Below are 16033 nucleotides of genomic sequence, written 5' to 3'. Positions count from 1 at the left end.
GCGCGGGGCGAGGCGGTGTGGCCGGCGCCTGACCGTCTCGACCTCGCTGGAGCTGGTGGGTCCCCGGGTCGGTGGGTGTAGACGGACGCCGCGCAGGCCGCGGGTGAGCAGCACCTCGTGATCGTCTGCAGGTCGGTGGCCCGGGTCGCTGCACCAGCCGGAGCCGGCGGCCGGCTCCGCGCTACCGCCAGCGGTCGATGAACTCGACCGCCGCGGCGTTGACCTCGTCGGGGTCCGTGGCGCTCAGGAAGTGCTGGCCGCCCTCGACGACGCGGAGCTCGGCGGCGGCGCTGTTGACGAACAGCTCGATCTCCGCCTCGGCGTTCGGCACCGAGTAGACGCGGTCGGCGGTGCCGTGCAGCCACAGGACCGGACAGCGCACGCTGTCCAGCCGGCCGTGCAGGCCGTCCCGGTCACGCAGGTTGATGCTGGCGAGCCGGAGCCGCGCCCGTCCGTCGTCGCCGGTGTAGTTCGCCTGGTGCGTCTCGCGCCAGAACGCGCGGTCCTCGGCGGGTACGTCCTCGCCGAAGCCCTCGGTGAGGACGGCGTCGACGAGCTCGACCGGGATGACCCAGTCGTCGCCGACACCCGCGGCGAGTGCGTCGATGGCGGGCGTGCAGAACTCGACGCCGTCCCAGCACCCCAGCTCGCGACTGCGCTGGCTCTCGAAGTCCATCGAGGTGCCGAGCGGGATGATGCCCGTGACGGTGTCGGGGGCGAGCACGGCCATGCGGGCCGCGATCCACCCGCCCTGCGACGTCCCCAGGACGAACGCCTTCGGGATGCCGAGCGCGTCGAGCACCTGCAGCCCCGCGATGGCGGAGTCCCAGTAGGTGAACTGCCCGTGCGACGCGCGGGTCCGGCCGTGCCCGTAGGGCTCGAGGGCGAGCAGGTTGGCGGTGGCGGAGAGCTTCTCGTCGGCGAACTGCGGCCGGTACAGCTCGACGGAGGTGCTGAACGAGTTGACCATCACCAGCGTCGGGAGTGACGCGTCGTAGGCCCTGCCGAACCGGTAGCCGATGGTCGAGCCACCGAGGTGGGGGATCTGGACCGTGTCCGTGGTGCTCATGGGTTCCCTCGTCGTCATCGACTGAGTGGGCGGCAAGCCGGACGGCGGCCTGCTCGATCCGGCCATCGTGGTGGCCGCTCACGCCCGGGTCAATCTGCGGCCGGAGGCCGGCGGGCATCCCGATGCGGAGCAGCCGGTGCCCCAGTGGCGGTCAGCCCGGCGACTACGTCCGGGCTCCGGGCAGTCGATGTCGCCGGCCGGCCCGTTCGGGGCCGTGCCGAGCCGTCACCCGCCGACACGCTCACCGTCGGACGTCCCCCGTTGGTCGAGGGCACCTGCGCACCCTGCGCCAGTGAGGATCGGGACCTGGAACCTGGAGGGGCGTTTCAGCCGGGCGCACCGCGACTTCGTCGAGCGCATGGATGCCGACGTGTGGCTGCTGACTGAGGTCCATCCCTCCGTCGAGCTGTCGGGCTTCTGGCCTCACCGCACGACGGGCGTGATGGGACGGGGTCAGCACTGGGCCGGCGTGTACAGCCGGCGGCCACTCACGGGCCTCCCCGACGTGCACGTCGCCACTGCAGCCGCAATCGTCGACGGGACGACGTTCTGTTCCACGATCCTCCCGTGGCATGGGCTCGGTTCGGATGCCGCCTGGCCGGGTGACTCGCACGCGGACCGGACCGGACGAGCCATCGACCGACTCCTCGAGCGAGTGCTCACCCGGCGGGTCGTGTGGGGTGGTGACTGGAACCACGCGCTGTTCGGCCCGGAGCAGGCCGGCGGGAAGAAGGGGCGCGCTCACGTGTTCCGCGCACTGAGCAGGCTCGAGCTGAACGTGCCGACCGCTCACCTGCCCCACAGGATTCCGGGTCTGCTCAGCATCGATCACGTCGCCGTGCCGGCCGACCGAGCGGTCCTCCACGTCGAGAGGGTCTCGGCGGAAGGACTCAGCGACCATGACTGCTACGTGGTGGAGTTGGCGAACGACTGAGGAGCGGAGCCCCCGCGGGCAGCCTCACGACCGCAACGGCCGACGGGTGCCGAGCCGGTCGTCGTGACGAGACGACGGCCCGCGGCAGGGCTGTGCGGACCGTGTGCGCGAGGCGGAGGAGCCGGCCGAGTCAGCCGACCAGCCGCTCGAGGAACCGCTGGGTCTCGGGGTCGGTGGAGTGCAGGTAGACGCCGCGCAGGCCACGGGTGAGCAGCACCTTGTAGACGTTGCGGACCAGCAGGTCGAACTCGGCGTCGCTGACCTTCCTCGTGTTGCGGAAGTCGGGATCGCGGTTGGCGCTGCGGACGGCGACCCAGCGGTCGGTCCGCCACACCAGGTCGGGGCCGAGCAGGACGCCGTTCCACTCGTACTCGAAGCCCTGGGCGGTGTAGACGCAGCCGACCTGCCCGAAGCCGCGCTCGTCGCTGGCCCACAGCGCGGCCGGGGGTGCGCCGCCGACGGACCGGTCGCCCTTGAGGTTCCACGGCCGCGCCCAGTCGCCGATCTGCACATCGGGGACGAGCGAGCCGTCGGGGCGGGGGTCGCTCCAGGTCCAGCAGTAGCCGGCGGCCATGCGGGCGTTCTGGTGGTCTGCCAGCCTCTCGGCCAGCGCCTGCTCGACCGCCGAGGGGGAAGGCGCCGTCCGGACCTCGAAGCGCTCGTTCGCCTTCCACGGCTCCGGGCCGCCGGAGGCCAGCCCGAGGAGCCGTTCCACCCACGCCACGTACTCGGCGCTGCCGCCGCTGCGGTACTGGGTGCCGAGGTCGACCTGGTGGACGTCGAGGCCGCGCTCGCGGGCGTGCTTCTCGATGTCCTCGATCGTGCCCATCTCGCCGGGGCGGACGACCTGGTTCTGGTCGAGCAGGAAGACCGGCACGCGGGCGGCGTCGATGAGCTCGTCGACCTGCCGCCGGCCGGTGCGCAGCTCGGCGCGGGTCCAGCGGCTGGCCGACGTCTCGCGGATGCGGTGCGCCTCGTCGGCGATCAGGACGTCGAGGCCGTTGGGGTCGGCGTCCATGAACTGGTTGAAGTAGCGGAAGAGCGCCGCGGTGCGCGGGGCGCGATGGCCGGCCACCTTGCGCAGCGTCTGGGTGAAGGAGCGTGACCCGGTCGCATGTGCCACGCGGATGCCTCGCCGGCCGAGCTCGCCGAGCAGGGACAGGGCGATGACGCTCTTCCCGGTTCCCGGACCGCCGGAGACGATGACGACGCTCTTGAAGTCGCCGCGCCGGGCCTTCTCGACCTCGTGCAGGACGAGGTCGAACGCGACCCGCTGCTCGTCGAGGAGGACGAACTGCTCGCGGGTGCGCAGCTCCTCGGCGGCGACGGCGAGCAGCTGCTTGCTGGGCGCGACGGAGGAGCGGAGCAGCCGGTCGGCGTGGATGGAGGCGTTGGCGGGAGAGAGGCGGCTGCGCAGGTAGTGCAGGAAGTCGCCGCGGTCCTGGGCGGTGAAGAAGCGGCCGAGCTCGTCCTGCGGGTAGTTGCGCAGCTCGGCAACGCGGTCGTCGGTGGCGTTGTGCAGGTAGGCGGCACCGGTGAGGACGTCGGTGCTGCCGTGCAGGGCGCCGAGGAAGTCGAGCATGTACTCGACGTAGCCGCGGACCTGGGCGACGGGGTGCAGCACCGGCCGTGGCCCGTAGGTCGGCTGGACCACGAGCTCGGGCTCGTCCTCGAACAGGGTGGCGGTGGTCCACTGCTTGAGCTCGACGACGACGTAGGATGGACCGCCCGTGCTCGGGCGCTGCCCGGCGAGGACGACGTCGACCCGCTTGCTGGACAGCGGGAGCTGGTACTCGACCAGAACCTCGACGCCGTGTAGTCCGGCTTGCTCGAGGCCGGCGGCGAGCGCGGCGAGGCTGGCGTCCCAGGAGCGCCGCTCGGACTCGGACGCGGTGCGGCGGTACCGGTGGGCCATCTGGGTGGCGAGTGTCGTCCCCAGCCGGCCGGCGCGGGCGAGGTCGGCGAGTCCGGCGGCGGACGTGCGAAGCCATGGCAAGGACCTGTCCCCGGGCAGCACGAGTCAACGTGCGGGTGGGGGCATGTCCGGGGACCGGAAGCCAGTCGGGCCGCGAGCAGCACCCTAGGTGGCCTCCCGGTCGGTGACGGTGAAGCGGGTGGGCGCGCCGGTCACGACTCTTCCGGCGTCCCGGCCAAGAGGACTGGCGCTACGCCACCTTGGCGGCGTGGAAGACGTCGGCCGGCAGAGCGTGGTCGAGCTGCCAGAGGATGCGCATCGGGCGCTCGCCGGTGTGAGAGACGTAGGACATCGGCCCGGCGTAGAGGTAGGACGGCGTGCCGAGCGTGCCGTCCGCGGTCTTGGACTCTCTGACGAACAGGTGCACGGACGTCCCCACCTCCCGGTGCTTGACGTACCGCTGACCCACTGCTGAGCGCTCCGCCGTCGCGTTCTGCGACTCCCACTGGAACAGCGTCGGCGAGATGGCGTGGTCGGCGTACATCGTGGTGGGAGAGAAGTGAGCTTCGGTCTTCACCAGCGTCACGAAGAAGACGTCCGCCTGGTCGCCGGGCACCCAGCGCACGCCCGAGCCCCACGTGCCGTTGAGGTCCGTCATGCCGAACGCGGCCAGCGCCTCGTCCCGGCTGTAGCGGGCGTGCACGTGCAGCGGACGGTCCCCGGCCACCTCCAGCGCCGGCGTCACCCGGTGGATGCGGTCGTGCAGCACCCCGGTCAGCTCGAGCAGCTCGTTGGATCGCCCCGGGCTTGCCAGCAGCCGCTGCAGGCTGGCCTCCACGCTGCTGAACGGCGTCCGTGCGCCCCACAGGGAGAAGTGCAGCATCGCCGCGAGCCGGCGCACACGCTCGGAGTCGCCGGCGGCCCCACCCAGCAGCTCGCGGATGCCCCGCAGCCGCTCGTCGTCGTCCAGGTGCAGCATGCGGCCGAAGGCGCCGCGCAGCGTGGCGTCGTCCGGCCCGGGACTCGAGTCGTCCCAGCCGGCGGCTCGCTTGAGGTCCAGCCAGCTGCGGCCGGTGCCGCGGTACAGGTCCTCGAGTTCGACCCCGGTCTCCTCGAGGAAGCCAGCCAATGACGGCTCTGAGGCCCGTGACGCCTCGACGACCAGCCCCTTCCACGAGACGGTGAGCGACTGCTTGATGTTGTCCAGCACGACCTGCTGCGCCACCCGGTCCAGCTCGATGTGGCAGCCGGCCGGCAGCGTGGAAAAGCCCTGCTCCACGTCCCGCTGCAGGCCGCGGCGTGAGCTGCCGGTGAGCGCCCGGAAGCGCAGGTCGAAGCGGAACTCCTGGTGCTGCGCGCCGATGAAGTCCAGGACGGTCAGGCAGGCCTTGTCCTCAGACAGCCGCAGGCCGCGCCCCAGCTGCTGGAGGAACACCGTCGCGCTCTCTGTCGGCCGCAGGAACAGCACGGTGTCGACCGACGGGACGTCGAGCCCCTCGTTGAAGAGGTCGACGGTGAAGAGCACGTTGACGGTGCGGTCGCGCAGTGCGGCCAGCGCGGTCGCCCGCTCCTCGCGGGACGTCGTCGACGTGACTGCCCGGCTGGGGATGCCGGCCGCGGTGAAGCGCTCGGCCATGTACTGCGCGTGCTGGATGCTCACGCAGAAGCCCAGCGCCCGCATCCGTCCCGGGTCGGCGACCTTCTCTCCAACCGCCTGCAGGACGAGCCGGACCCGCTTGTCGTCGCCGGTGTAGACGTTGGTCAGCTCGCTGACGTCGTACCCGCGGCCGCGCCGCCACCGCAGCTGGTCCAGCGCCACGTCGTCGTGGATGCCGAAGTACTGGAACGGCGCGAGCAGCCCCTGCTCCAGTGCCTCCCACAGCCGCAGCTCGACCGCCGTCCGTCCGTCGAACCAGTGCCGGACGTCGCCGCCGTCCGTCCGTTCCGGTGTCGCCGTGAGCCCGAGCAGGACCTTGGGCTGGAGGTGTTCGAGCAGCCGGCGGTAGGTGGCCGCTTCTGCGTGGTGGAACTCGTCGACGATCACCATGTCGAAGTGCGCCGGGTCGAGCTCGGCCAGGTCCAGTTGGGTCAGCGACTGAACCGACCCGAAGACGTGCCGCCACTGCCGTGGCCGTTGCCCGCCGACGAACAGTTCACCGAAGTCGCCCTGCCGGAGGACGTGCCGGAACGTCGACAGGCTCTGGGTCAGCAGCTCCTCGCGGTGGGCGATGAACAGCAGCCGCTCCACGGTGCCGGCCGAGCGCAGCCGCCGGTAGTCGAGCGCGGAGACCACCGTCTTGCCGGTGCCGGTCGCCATCACGACGAGGTTGCGCCAGCGGTCGTGGACCTCGCGCTCGGCCTGCAGCTCGTCGAGGATCTCCCGCTGGTAGCCGAAGGGTCGGACGTCGAGCGTCGCGATCTCGATGGGCAGGTCGGTCGGGCCGCCGCACTCCGCGCTGAGCGCCTCGCGCAGCCGGTCGCCGTCCCGGCGGGGCTGGTAGTCCTCGAACGACGGGTCGGCCCAATAGCTGTCGAAGGTCTCGGCGAACGTCGTCAGCAGGTGCGACTGCTCGACGGTGGACAGCCGCACGTTCCACTCCAGGCCGTCGAGCAAGGCCGCGCGGGAGAGGTTCGAGCTGCCGACGTACGCCGTCGACATGCCGGTGCGCCGGTGGAACAGCCAGGCCTTGGCGTGCAGCCGCGTCGTCCGGGTCTCGTAGGAGACCTTGACCTCGGCGCCGAGCTCGACGAGGCGGTCGAGGGCGCGCTGGTCGGTCGCGCCCATGTAGGTGGTCGTGATGACCCGCAGCCGGGCACCGCGCTCACGGAGGCCGGCGAGGGCGTCCTCGAGGACCCGCAGGCCGTGCCACTTGATGAAGGCGCACAGCAGGTCGACCCGGTCTGCCGACGCCATCTCGCGGGTGACCTCGTAGCCGATCCTCGGCTGGCCGCGACCGTTGACCAGCAGGGCGCTCGTGGACAGCGGGACGGCCGGCCGCTCGGGGAACGTCACGGGCCCGGGGACGCCGGTCGGCTGAGCGACTGCCAGGAGGGTGCGGGCCGGATCGGGGACGGCGGCGTCCGGCTCGGTGCTGTCGGGTGCCATGGCGCTGATGGCAGCGACGATCCGGTTGGCCAGCTCGACCTGCTTGCTGACCGCCGAGGCGTCGCTCCCGCCAGCGGCCCGCAGCGCCCGACCGGCCAGGTGGGCGATGTGGCGGGTCAGCGCCTCGTGGGCGTCGGCCGGGTCGAGGGTGCCGAGCTGGACGAGGTCGATCGGCGTAGTTGCCAGGTCCTTGCTGAGCCGATCGGTAACGAGGTGCTCGTACAGCCCGGTGGGCACATCCCCCATGAGCTGAACGTAACCGTGCGGTCTCACTCAGCGGCTTATCACGCACGGATGGAAGACCTTGACGGGCGTCGAGGGGACGGACGCTCGAGCGCGTGACTCGGTACTCCGACGGCACGTCCGTGGCCACCTCGTTCAACGCTGCACCGATACCCTCCCGTTCGAGGACCGATCGGGGATCCAGATTGCCGGGGCGACCCGGGCGGCGGGACCGACACTGGCGGCAGCGCGCTCGTCGACGAGCACGTCAGGCGTCCTCGTCGGGGACCAAGCTCCAGATGCGGCGGAGCGGGAGCTCGGCCTGGATGTCCTGCGGCAGACGCTCGTAGACGGCCTCGACCCGGACGATGACCTCGTCGGCGTCCCACAGCCGCAACTGGAAGAACAACCGTCGAGCCTCGGCGCGGGCGTTCTTCGTGTATCCGCCCCAGCTGACCATCAAGCCGCGGGTGGCTCCGAAGTTGGTCATCACGCCCTGCAGCTCACGCAGCGTCGACGTATCGACCACGATCCCGCCGGACTTGACCTGCACGGCCAGCCCGACGCCGTCGAAGCCCATGTCCCCCTCGCCGGCGAGGATGTCGACGCCGCCGTCGGGACCGGCGGGTGAGACGTGCACGTACATGCCTTCCGCCTCCAGGACCGCGCCGATGAGCCGCGAGAGGTCGTGGCCGTGAAAGCGCGCGCCGATGCGGCGCCGGATCTGGTCGCGGCTCAACTCGAGCAGGTCGACGTCGGGCTGCCGGATGACATCGCTGGCCGGCTGGTGGGTGTCTGGATCGGGATCCGCAGGTCGCGGTGGCGCCGCACCGTCGAGCAATGCCTTGATGCGAGCCTCGGCATCGTTGCGCTGGATCCGACAGACGGTGAGGAAGGCACCCAGGGAGTAGAGGATGTCCTGCGCGATGGACTCGCGCGGAACGTCCTCGCGGATCCAAGCGACCGATCTCTGGTGCCGCATCGACTCGGGCGCCTCCGGCGAGTACCGATAAGGGCCAGTGACGCGGCCGAAGGCGATGGCGGGTGTGTGCTTCAGTGGGAGGGCCACGAGGTCACCGATGGCGATGCGCCGCTGGAAGGCGTCGACCTGGGCCAACCAGTTGGTGATCGTGCTTGCCTTGGCATCCGGGTAGCTGGCGGTGAGGCGCTCCCGCAATGCCCCGATCGTCGCCACCTCGGCGAGGTCACCCACCGGCGCCCAGCCGATCCCGACGACTCCGCTGGCCAGTGCCAGCTCGTCCCCTTCGCCACGCCGGCCGCTGCGCACCAACCAAAGCGCCACGCTTGTCCCCCGTCCTCGCGTGGCCTCATCCTGGCAGTGCGTCTGCGGTGACGCTGTGTCCATCGTCCGTCATCCACGGGTCACCCAAGGTGTCAATGGTTCACGGGTCAACCGGCCAGGGCGGCGTCCTGGAAGACCTGCTGGCGGTGCCAGGCCACGTGCCGCTCGGCGGGCGGGGGAGTGCCCGGTCGCGGCCGCAGCCGCCGGCCGTGCATGTCGTACACCGCCTGGCCCTGCGGCGTCCGGGCGGAGAATCGCCGGGAGACGACGACGCCGAGGTCGTCGTCCAGACCGAGCATGCCGCGGTCGAACAGCTTGTGGTGCAGCGAGCACAGGGCCAGGCCGTTGTCGAGGTCGTCCGGGCCGCCGAGGGTGAACCAACGGACGTGCGCCGCCTCGATGCCGACCACGGCCCCGCCGGCGGCGCCGTCGAAGCCGCAGAAGGCGCACTGCCGGTCCCACGCCTCGATGACCCGCGCGGGCCAGGCGCCGCTGCGCCGCCGCGCACCCGGAGCTGCACCGGTGAGGCGGCCCTGCAGCAGGTCCGGGTCCAGCCCGACGGCGACCAGCACGTCCGGCGCCACCGTCCCCGGGAAGTGGCTCTCGGCCAGCCCGCGGGCGACCGTGCCGAGCAGCTCCGGCCGATCCCGCAGTGCTGCCTCGAGGGACGCCTCGAGCCGTCCGGTCACGCCCTCCCGGAGCGGGCCGACAGTGTCCATCGGGACGTTCTGGTCGAGGGTCCAGACGCCGTCTGCGCGCAGCCGGGTGAACGGGTAGGCAGCGCTCTGCGCGCGTGAGGTCTTCGAGGTTGGCCCGAAGTCCTGCAGCAGGTCGGCCAGCCGCTCCTCGGCCTCCGACCACGGCAGCGCGCTCGACCCGGTCACGGCCAGCCGGCCCAGCGCCAGCAGGACCAGCAGCGGCTTGTGCGGAGAGCGCCGTCCTTCTTGTTGGTGCTGGCGCAGCGTCGACAGCCGGTCGAGCACCTGCTGGTCGTCGGTCACCGTCACGTCCGAGCAGCCTCGACGACCTCGCGGATCCGTTCTGCCAGGCCGGCGTAGGCGATGGCCGGCCCGCCGAGCGCCTCGACCCGGGACAGCCGCATCGACCGCTGCTGCGTCGCGGCGACGGTGTGCTGGGGGAGCACCCAGAAGGACCACTGCCCGACGTCCAGCGCGTCGTACCGGTCGTGCTCGGTGGTGGTGAGGACGGCGGAGACGTAGACGTCCGCGTTGTACGAGCCGGCCGCGCTGTGGCCGTCGGACTCCGACCAGGTGCGGGCCGTGAGCCCGCCGAACTGGATGGTCGACAGCCGTGACTGCTCCCAGGCCTGCAGGTAGGCGCCCGACTTGACCTCCAGCCGCGTGCCCTCAGGAGTCAGGACGTCGTACTCGTCCCACTCGATCCGAGGCGTGGTCGCGGCACCGACCGCCCGGGCGACCAGGAACTCGGCCAGGAGTGACCGCACGGTGTTGGTGCGCAGGTCCGACATGCTCCAGGCCCAGACGTCCTGCAGCGATGCGCCCGCTCTGTTCGATCTGCTGGCCCGTCCGGTCGACGCCACCGGCGACGACCGCGAGTTCCTGGAGTGGCTGGGCGAGGGCTACGGCCCCGACTCCTTCGACGCGGCCACCACGGACGAGATGCTCGCCCCGTACGACCGGCACACCCGCGGACGCCGTCGTCCCTGACGTCGTAGCCGAGCGGTGGCTCTCGAGGTCCGGCCGGACGCGCTCGCCGAGCGCGCAACCGTCAGGTGTGTGAGCCGGGCCGGTGCCGAGCGGTCCCTGTCCGACTGTGGGCGTCAGGTATCGCGGTTCACCGAGGTGTGGGCGCTGAGGCGCACGTGGTCCGAGCGGGTGCGTGGGACGGGTGAGGTGTGAGCTGTTCACGAGCGCTTGATGTGGAACGGACTGGTACCGATGGAGCACGTCGATGCCTGCTCCCGACCGGAGGAGCCGGCGCGATCGATCGGGGGTCCCCGTGTCCACAGTCGACGAGCCCACTGGCCGCCTGCATTCACCCGTGCGAGCGGCCGAGGTCCACCCGCAGTCCGCGCCGCAGCCGACCCCGTACGGGCAGCTGCCGTACGGCCAGGTGCAGCCGTACGGCCTGCAGGCGCCGTCCGGCTACGCGCAGCCCATGGCGCCCGGCGTGCAGGGGCGTCCGCTGGGCCCGGTGGGCAAGGTCCGCAGCACCTGGGCGGTGCTGGGCCTGACCATCGTTACCTTCGGCCTCTACTCGCTCTACTACCACTTCGCCACGCACGAAGAGATGAAGCAGCACTCCGGCGAGGGGGTCGGCGGCGCACTCGTCCTGATCATCTCGATCTTCACCTTCGGTCTGGTCACGCCGTTCCTGCTGCCCAACGAGGTCGGCAACCTGTACGCGCGCCAGCAGCGTCCGCGTCCGGTCACCGCCACCACCGGTCTGTGGGCGCTGCTCGGCGCCTTCATCCTGATCGGCCCGCTCGTGTGGCTGATCAAGACCAACGGTGCCCTCAACGCCTACTGGCGCAGCATGGGCGCCTCCTGATCGAGGCCCCGCGGAGCCCGCTCCTGCCGTCACCTGGCGGGAGCGGGCTCCGTCCGGCTCAGGAGCAGAGCAGGTCCAGCGCTGCCTGACCGTTGCGACGGGCCTCCGCCGGGAGCAGCAGCCAGGCCGGCGCCGCCGGTTCGCCCAGGTGCCGCTGGAGGTGGAGCAGGCGGGACCGGTCGCTGCCAGAGCGGGTGCGTTCGGCGAACGGGTCGACGCAGGCGAGCAGGACGACCGCGTCGGCCAGGTGGCGGTCGCGGTCGCGGGTGTCCGCCCGGTGCGCCGCCGCCTTGAGGACCAGCGCGCCGAACGCGTCGGGGACGCTGACCGTCGTCCGGTCCGGTGCGGAGATCGCCAGCTCGGCGTGCACCGTCCGCCGCAGCGCCTGGGTCCCGCCCGCGACCTGGACCAGGTCGTAGCCGCGGAACCGTTCCAGCGCGCGGGGTGGGGCGTGGTCGGCGGCGACCACGTCGACGACGGAGGCCCGGGCGCCCGACGTCACCAGGTCGACGACCGCGCCGTCGCGCACGAAGCGGTGCGCGGTGCCCGTGCGAGGGTCGAGGCCGGGCGCCAGCCGGTAGCCCAGCTCCTCCAGGGCGTGCGCCACCTGTGCCGCCCGTCCCCGTCCGGTCTCGACGTGCAGCAGGACGTCGACGTCGTCCGTGGGGCGCACCACCGGCAGGCCGGCGGCGACGGCGTGCAGCTGCACCATCAGCCCGCCGATCAGCGTCCAGGCGGTGGACGGCACCGCTGCGGCCAGCTCGGCCACGTCCGGCCACGGCCGCCCCCAGCCCCCCGCCGGAGTCGGGGGCCGCAGCACCTCGATCACGCGGCACCCCGAGCACACAGCACCTCAGCCACGCAGTACCCCCAGCGCCCGGTCGAGGAGGCGGCGGCCGGCCGAGCGCTCCCGCGGATCGGTCGACCCGGCGAGGTCCAGCCCGGCCAACACGTGCCGCGCACCGGCCGCGAGGTCCGCGACGACGGCGATCGACATGCCGGTGGCCCGGAGGGTGACGGTGCCCGCGGGGTCGACGTCCAGCCGGTACCGCCGCACGAGGCGGTCGACCGCGGCGTGGTCCACGTACCCGTCGCACCGGTCCGGGGCCGGGGTCAGCCCGCCGACGCCCTGCGTCGCGCCAGAGGCGACCACCTCGCGGGCCAGATGAGCCATCGCACGCGGGTGGGCGTGGTACCGGCGTACCTCGGCCCGGTTGCGGGCGCGCACGGCCAGGTCGCCACCCGTCGTCCCGGCGAGCGCTGCGCGGAGGCGGGACCGCTGCGCCTGCCCGAGCCACGGTGCAGACCCGCCCTCCAGCAGGGCGACGGCGGCCCAGGCGGTCGGCTCCTCCCAGGCGCGCAGCCGGCTGCCCTGCCGCTGCGCCACCCACTGCGCGACGGACTCGGCGTCGATCCGGTCGGTCCCGACGGCCACGAGGTCGCCGCCGGAGATCAGCCGCTGCACGTGCCGGACGGACACGCCGATCCGGTCGGCGGCCTGCCGGGTCGTCAGGAGGACCATACCGACAATGTCGTCTCAGCGACCCTGTCGGTCAAGTTGCCGCGCTCGGTCGCCTCCGCAGCGCCCGCAGGAGCTCCGCTCGGGATGGGGCGCGTCCCAGGTCCCGCGCAGCCGCACCCCACGCCTGTGCTGCCGGGTCCCACGGCAGCTCGCCAGCGTCCACCCCGGCCACCCGCTCCCAGCCGGGGCCGACGCCACAGCGGAGGACGTCGTCGAGGTAGCCGGCGGGCACGACGGTCCGCGTGGCGGTGAGCTCGTGCCCGGCGCCGCCGTCGTGGCGGGCCGTCACGGTGATCCCGACGCGGCGGCAGCCTCTCCTCGCCCCGGTTTGAGTGCCGCGGCGTTGGGCAGGTCGCGGGGATGGGGCGGATCCTCGGTGGACCGGTGAGCGTGCGGAGCCTGCTCGAGCGGGCGAGCGGGGCCCTCGGCCGGTGGCAGTTCCTCGACGCGCCCAGCTACCAGGTCGAGCACGCGATCTCGCTGACCTACCTGCTCACCGGCCGCCACGCCCGCCGGCTGCAGGACCTGCTGCACGGCGTGTGGTTGGGCCACCCGCTGCACCCGGTTCTCGCCACCGTGCCGATCGGCTCGTGGACGGCCGCAGCCCTGCTCGACGGGCTCGACGCCACCGGCCGCGGCGGTCCCGGCGCCGGGCAGGCGGCACGCCACGTCGTCCGGCTCGGCGTGGTCGGCGCGGTGGCCTCGGCGGCGGCCGGCGCCACCGACTGGCAGCACGCCCACGACGAGGCCCGTCGCGTCGGTCTCGTGCACGCCGCGCTGAACAGCACCGCGCTCGCCCTCTACACCTGGTCGCTCGCCGACCGCCGACGCGGCCGGGCCACCCGCGCCCGTGCCACCGCGGCCGCCGGCTACGCCGTCGTCCTCGCCGGCGGCTATCTCGGCGGAGTCCTCTCCTACCGCCACCGGCTCGGCAGCGACCACGCCGTCCGCGCCAACGAGCCGCGCCGCTTCGTCCCGGTGGCCGAGGCGGCCGACCTCGTCGACGGTGAGCCGCTCGCCGTGGACGCCGACGGCGTGCCGGTCGTGCTGGTCGCCAGCGACGGCCGGATCCACGCCGTCGGGGGCCGCTGCCCGCACCAGGGTGCCCCGCTGGGGGAGGGGTGGCTGCACCGGGGGGAGATCGTGTGCCCCTGGCACGGCTCCCGCTTCCACCTCGACAGCGGGGAGCCCGCCCAGGGCCCGGCGACCGCGCCGCTGCCCTGCTACGAGACCCGCATCGACGACGGCCGGGTGGAGGTGCGCCGGAAGGCCCACTGGCGCACGCCGATGGCCGTCACGACCGTCGAGGAGGCGTCGCGGTGAAGGCCGACGAGGTGCTCACCGCCCACCACGACATCCTGCGTGGGCTGCTGCGCGACCTCGCTCAGACCGCCGACGACCAGACCGAGCTGCGCAGCCGGCTGCGCGACGACCTGCTGCGCGAGCTCGAGATCCACACCCAGATGGAGGACGAGCTGTTCTACCCCGCCGTCCGCGACGTCTCACCGCGGCTGTCGGTGGCGCACGCCGAGCACCGGCAGATCGACGACCAGCTCGCCACCGTCATGCGCATGTCCGTCGACGACCCCGAGTTCCGGACCGAGGTCCGCATGCTGGAGAAGACGCTCCGCCACCACACGATGGAGGAGGAGGAGCGGATGTTCCCCCAGGCGCAGGCCCTCGGCGAGGAGCGCCTCCGCCGGCTGGGGGCGCAGTTGGAGCAGCGCCAGCGCGAGCTGGCCGCGTCCGGCGGCATGCGGTTGATCATCCGGCTCAAGCGGGCGACGCTGCGCCTCACCGGAGGGCACCGGGTACGACCGTGACGGCGGCACCCGCCGGTCACCGCGGCGGGCAGCGGCCGAGCCGGTCGCTCCCGGGCGGCGGGGTCAACCCTCACGCCGGCCGTTCGCCTCGCGGCGTGAGGACGCCCCGTGGCTAGCGTGGCCGGGATGACGACGCGCGAGGAGCAGTGGCAGGAACGCCTCGCCGTCCCCGTCCTGGTCGCCGCACTGGCGTCCGTACCGGCGATGTTCCTGACCATCAGCGAGGGCCCGCTCCGCGCGACCGGCTTCGTCGTCGACCTCCTCAGCGGTGCGGTCCTGCTCGCCGAGACGGTCATCCTCCTCGTCGTCGCTGAGAACAAGCGGGAGTGGATCCGCGGGCACCTCGGCCTGGTCCTGCTGACCGTCGTCGTGGTGGTGGGGGTCGTCCTCGCCGTCGGCCCGGTGCAGCTGCTCCGTCTCGTCCGCACCGTCGGCGCGCTGCGCATCCTCCGGGCCGGGCGCATCGTCAAGGCCGCCCGCAGCCTGCGCGAACGCCTCGGCTTCACTGGCCGGCTCTCCTCGGCCCTCTCCCTCGGCGCCGGCGTGCTCGCCGCCGTCTTCGTCGGCGTCGTCCTCGCCGACCCGACGTCGGTGTCGCACGGCCTGCTCTCCGGGCTCGTCGGCGAGGTGGACACGACCGTCGTCGTCCTCACCTCGGTGGCCGCCGGGCTGCTCCTCGGCCTGGCCACGTTCCTGCTCGCCCGCGACCGGGGCAGCGGCGCGGACGCCGAGGACGACGCGGGGTAGGCGCCGAGCAGGGCGGGGAGCGAGGCCCCGACCCGGCCCAGGCGCTGGGCAGTCCGGCGGGGTGGGGTCGGCACCTCCCCGGCCGGCCGGCGGTGCGGGACTCAGGCGCTGATCACGGCCTCGACCCCGCCGAGTCCCTCCGCGGTGACCTCGACGTGGGCTCCCGGGCGCACCCGGAGCAGCCTCAGCGGGGTGCCAGTGAGGACCAGCTGACCGGGGTGCAGGGACAGGTCGTGCTCGGCCAGGTGCGCCGACAGCCACCGCAGCGATCCCGCCGGCCCGCCCGGGACGCCGTCCATCGGGCCTTCCTCGACACAGGCGCCGTCGATCCGGACCGTCAGCCGGCCGGACAGCGGCTCGTCCCCTGGCCACGGCGCCTCCGCCGTCGGCGGCGGGAGCACCACCCCGGCGTGGATGCCGTTGTTGGCGACCAGTTCGGCCAGCGTGGGCGGCTGCCCGCGGAAGACGTAGTTGTGCAGTTCGATGACCGGGAAGACCGTCGCGATCCGGCCGTCCTCCCCCAGGCGCACGGCCAGCTCCCCCTCGATCGCCAGCTCGGCGTAGGCCGCGGCGGAGAGCTCACTGCCCGAGCGGTGCAGCTCGGTGTCGAACAGGAGGCCGCGGATCGGTCCGTCCAGCCCGAACTGCGCGCGGGTCCCGGGCCCGGTGCACCCGACCTTGTAACCGACCACCCGCTCGGCCGGAGCGCGCAGCGCCGCCACCTCGCCCTGCACCCGGTACGCGTCGTCGAGGCCCAGGCGGGGTCGCCCGGGATCGGCGAAGGACGTGCCTGGTGTCCCGGCCCGGTAGTCGGCGAGCTGCCGGGCGGCCAGTGCGCGGATGGACTCGGCCATGCCGGC

15 protein-coding genes are annotated in these 16033 nt (G+C 72.9%); 6 read left to right on the top strand and 9 right to left on the bottom strand.

The features are described 5' to 3' along the window. Positions 1 to 181: 181 nt before the first annotated feature. Positions 182 to 1069 carry an alpha/beta fold hydrolase gene (locus tag RTG05_RS14165; RefSeq protein WP_166525650.1) on the bottom strand — a complete coding sequence of 296 codons (888 nt, stop codon included), beginning with the start codon at positions 1067 to 1069 and terminating at the stop codon, positions 182 to 184. Positions 1070 to 1361: 292 nt separating this feature from the next. On the opposite strand from RTG05_RS14165, the gene RTG05_RS14160 reads away from it, so the two are divergent. Further along, positions 1362 to 2003, top strand: a complete 642-nt coding sequence (locus tag RTG05_RS14160) for an endonuclease/exonuclease/phosphatase family protein (protein WP_166525649.1) — start codon at positions 1362 to 1364, stop codon at positions 2001 to 2003. A gap of 130 nt (positions 2004 to 2133) precedes the next feature. On the opposite strand, the gene RTG05_RS14155 is transcribed toward RTG05_RS14160, so the two are convergent. From RTG05_RS14155 to RTG05_RS14135, 5 genes are all read right to left on the bottom strand, one after another. Then, entirely contained in the window at positions 2134 to 3999 is a 1866-nt protein-coding gene (locus tag RTG05_RS14155; protein ID WP_208104573.1) for a DNA/RNA helicase domain-containing protein, read from the bottom strand. Positions 4000 to 4168: 169 nt separating this feature from the next. After that, complete coding sequence (locus RTG05_RS14150; RefSeq protein ID WP_166525648.1) at positions 4169 to 7270, bottom strand: DEAD/DEAH box helicase; 3102 nt, start codon at positions 7268 to 7270, stop codon at positions 4169 to 4171. 244 nt (positions 7271 to 7514) lie between these two features. Beyond that, a complete protein-coding gene (locus RTG05_RS14145) occupies positions 7515 to 8549 on the bottom strand; it encodes a restriction endonuclease (protein ID WP_166525647.1) in 1035 nt (344 codons plus the stop codon). A gap of 107 nt (positions 8550 to 8656) precedes the next feature. Then, a complete protein-coding gene (locus RTG05_RS14140) occupies positions 8657 to 9556 on the bottom strand; it encodes a phosphorothioated DNA-binding restriction endonuclease (protein ID WP_166525646.1) in 900 nt (299 codons plus the stop codon). Continuing rightward, complete coding sequence (locus RTG05_RS14135) at positions 9553 to 10038, bottom strand: hypothetical protein (RefSeq protein WP_166525645.1); 486 nt, start codon at positions 10036 to 10038, stop codon at positions 9553 to 9555. Before RTG05_RS14135 ends, RTG05_RS14140 begins: the two co-directional genes overlap by 4 nt. Between RTG05_RS14135 and RTG05_RS14130 the strand changes: the two genes are divergently transcribed. Together RTG05_RS14130 and RTG05_RS14125 are read left to right on the top strand one after the other, a co-directional pair. Next, positions 10037 to 10237: a hypothetical protein gene (locus RTG05_RS14130; protein WP_166525644.1), complete on the top strand. Its 201-nt coding sequence runs from the start codon at positions 10037 to 10039 to the stop codon at positions 10235 to 10237. The two genes, RTG05_RS14135 and RTG05_RS14130, sit on opposite strands and share 2 nt — an antisense overlap. A 334-nt stretch (positions 10238 to 10571) precedes the next feature. After that, complete coding sequence (locus RTG05_RS14125) at positions 10572 to 11081, top strand: DUF4234 domain-containing protein (protein WP_315911894.1); 510 nt, start codon at positions 10572 to 10574, stop codon at positions 11079 to 11081. Positions 11082 to 11139: 58 nt separating this feature from the next. Here RTG05_RS14125 and RTG05_RS14120 read toward each other — a convergent pair whose 3' ends face one another. Further along, positions 11140 to 11910 (bottom strand): hypothetical protein, encoded by a 771-nt coding sequence (locus RTG05_RS14120; protein WP_166525643.1) that lies wholly within the window; start codon positions 11908 to 11910, stop codon positions 11140 to 11142. Positions 11911 to 11934: 24 nt separating this feature from the next. Beyond that, on the bottom strand, positions 11935 to 12603 hold the full coding sequence (locus RTG05_RS14115; RefSeq protein ID WP_166525642.1) for a helix-turn-helix domain-containing protein: 669 nt from the start codon (positions 12601 to 12603) through the stop codon (positions 11935 to 11937). Positions 12604 to 12987: 384 nt separating this feature from the next. On the opposite strand from RTG05_RS14115, the gene RTG05_RS14110 reads away from it, so the two are divergent. The 3 genes from RTG05_RS14110 to RTG05_RS14100 all read left to right on the top strand — a co-directional run bounded on the left by RTG05_RS14110 (position 12988) and on the right by RTG05_RS14100 (position 15173). Beyond that, the gene (locus RTG05_RS14110; protein WP_166525641.1) at positions 12988 to 13926 is read left to right on the top strand and encodes a Rieske (2Fe-2S) protein; all 939 of its coding nucleotides are present in this window, start codon (positions 12988 to 12990) and stop codon (positions 13924 to 13926) included. Continuing rightward, a complete protein-coding gene (locus tag RTG05_RS14105; RefSeq protein WP_166525640.1) occupies positions 13923 to 14426 on the top strand; it encodes a hemerythrin domain-containing protein in 504 nt (167 codons plus the stop codon). Before RTG05_RS14110 ends, RTG05_RS14105 begins: the two co-directional genes overlap by 4 nt. A 126-nt stretch (positions 14427 to 14552) precedes the next feature. Next, positions 14553 to 15173, top strand: coding sequence for a hypothetical protein (locus RTG05_RS14100; protein ID WP_166525639.1), 621 nt, complete (start codon positions 14553 to 14555; stop codon positions 15171 to 15173). 101 nt (positions 15174 to 15274) lie between these two features. Here the strand turns inward: RTG05_RS14100 and RTG05_RS14095 are convergent, their stop codons facing one another. Then, entirely contained in the window at positions 15275 to 16027 is a 753-nt protein-coding gene (locus RTG05_RS14095) for a 2-keto-4-pentenoate hydratase (RefSeq protein ID WP_166525638.1), read from the bottom strand. Between the last annotated feature and the right edge of the window lie 6 nt (positions 16028 to 16033).

Source organism: Geodermatophilus sp. DSM 44513, assembly GCF_032460525.1.
GTDB lineage: Bacteria > Actinomycetota > Actinomycetes > Mycobacteriales > Geodermatophilaceae > Geodermatophilus.
Note: the sequence above shows the minus strand (reverse complement) of the source record. Positions and strands in the feature narration are given on the sequence as shown.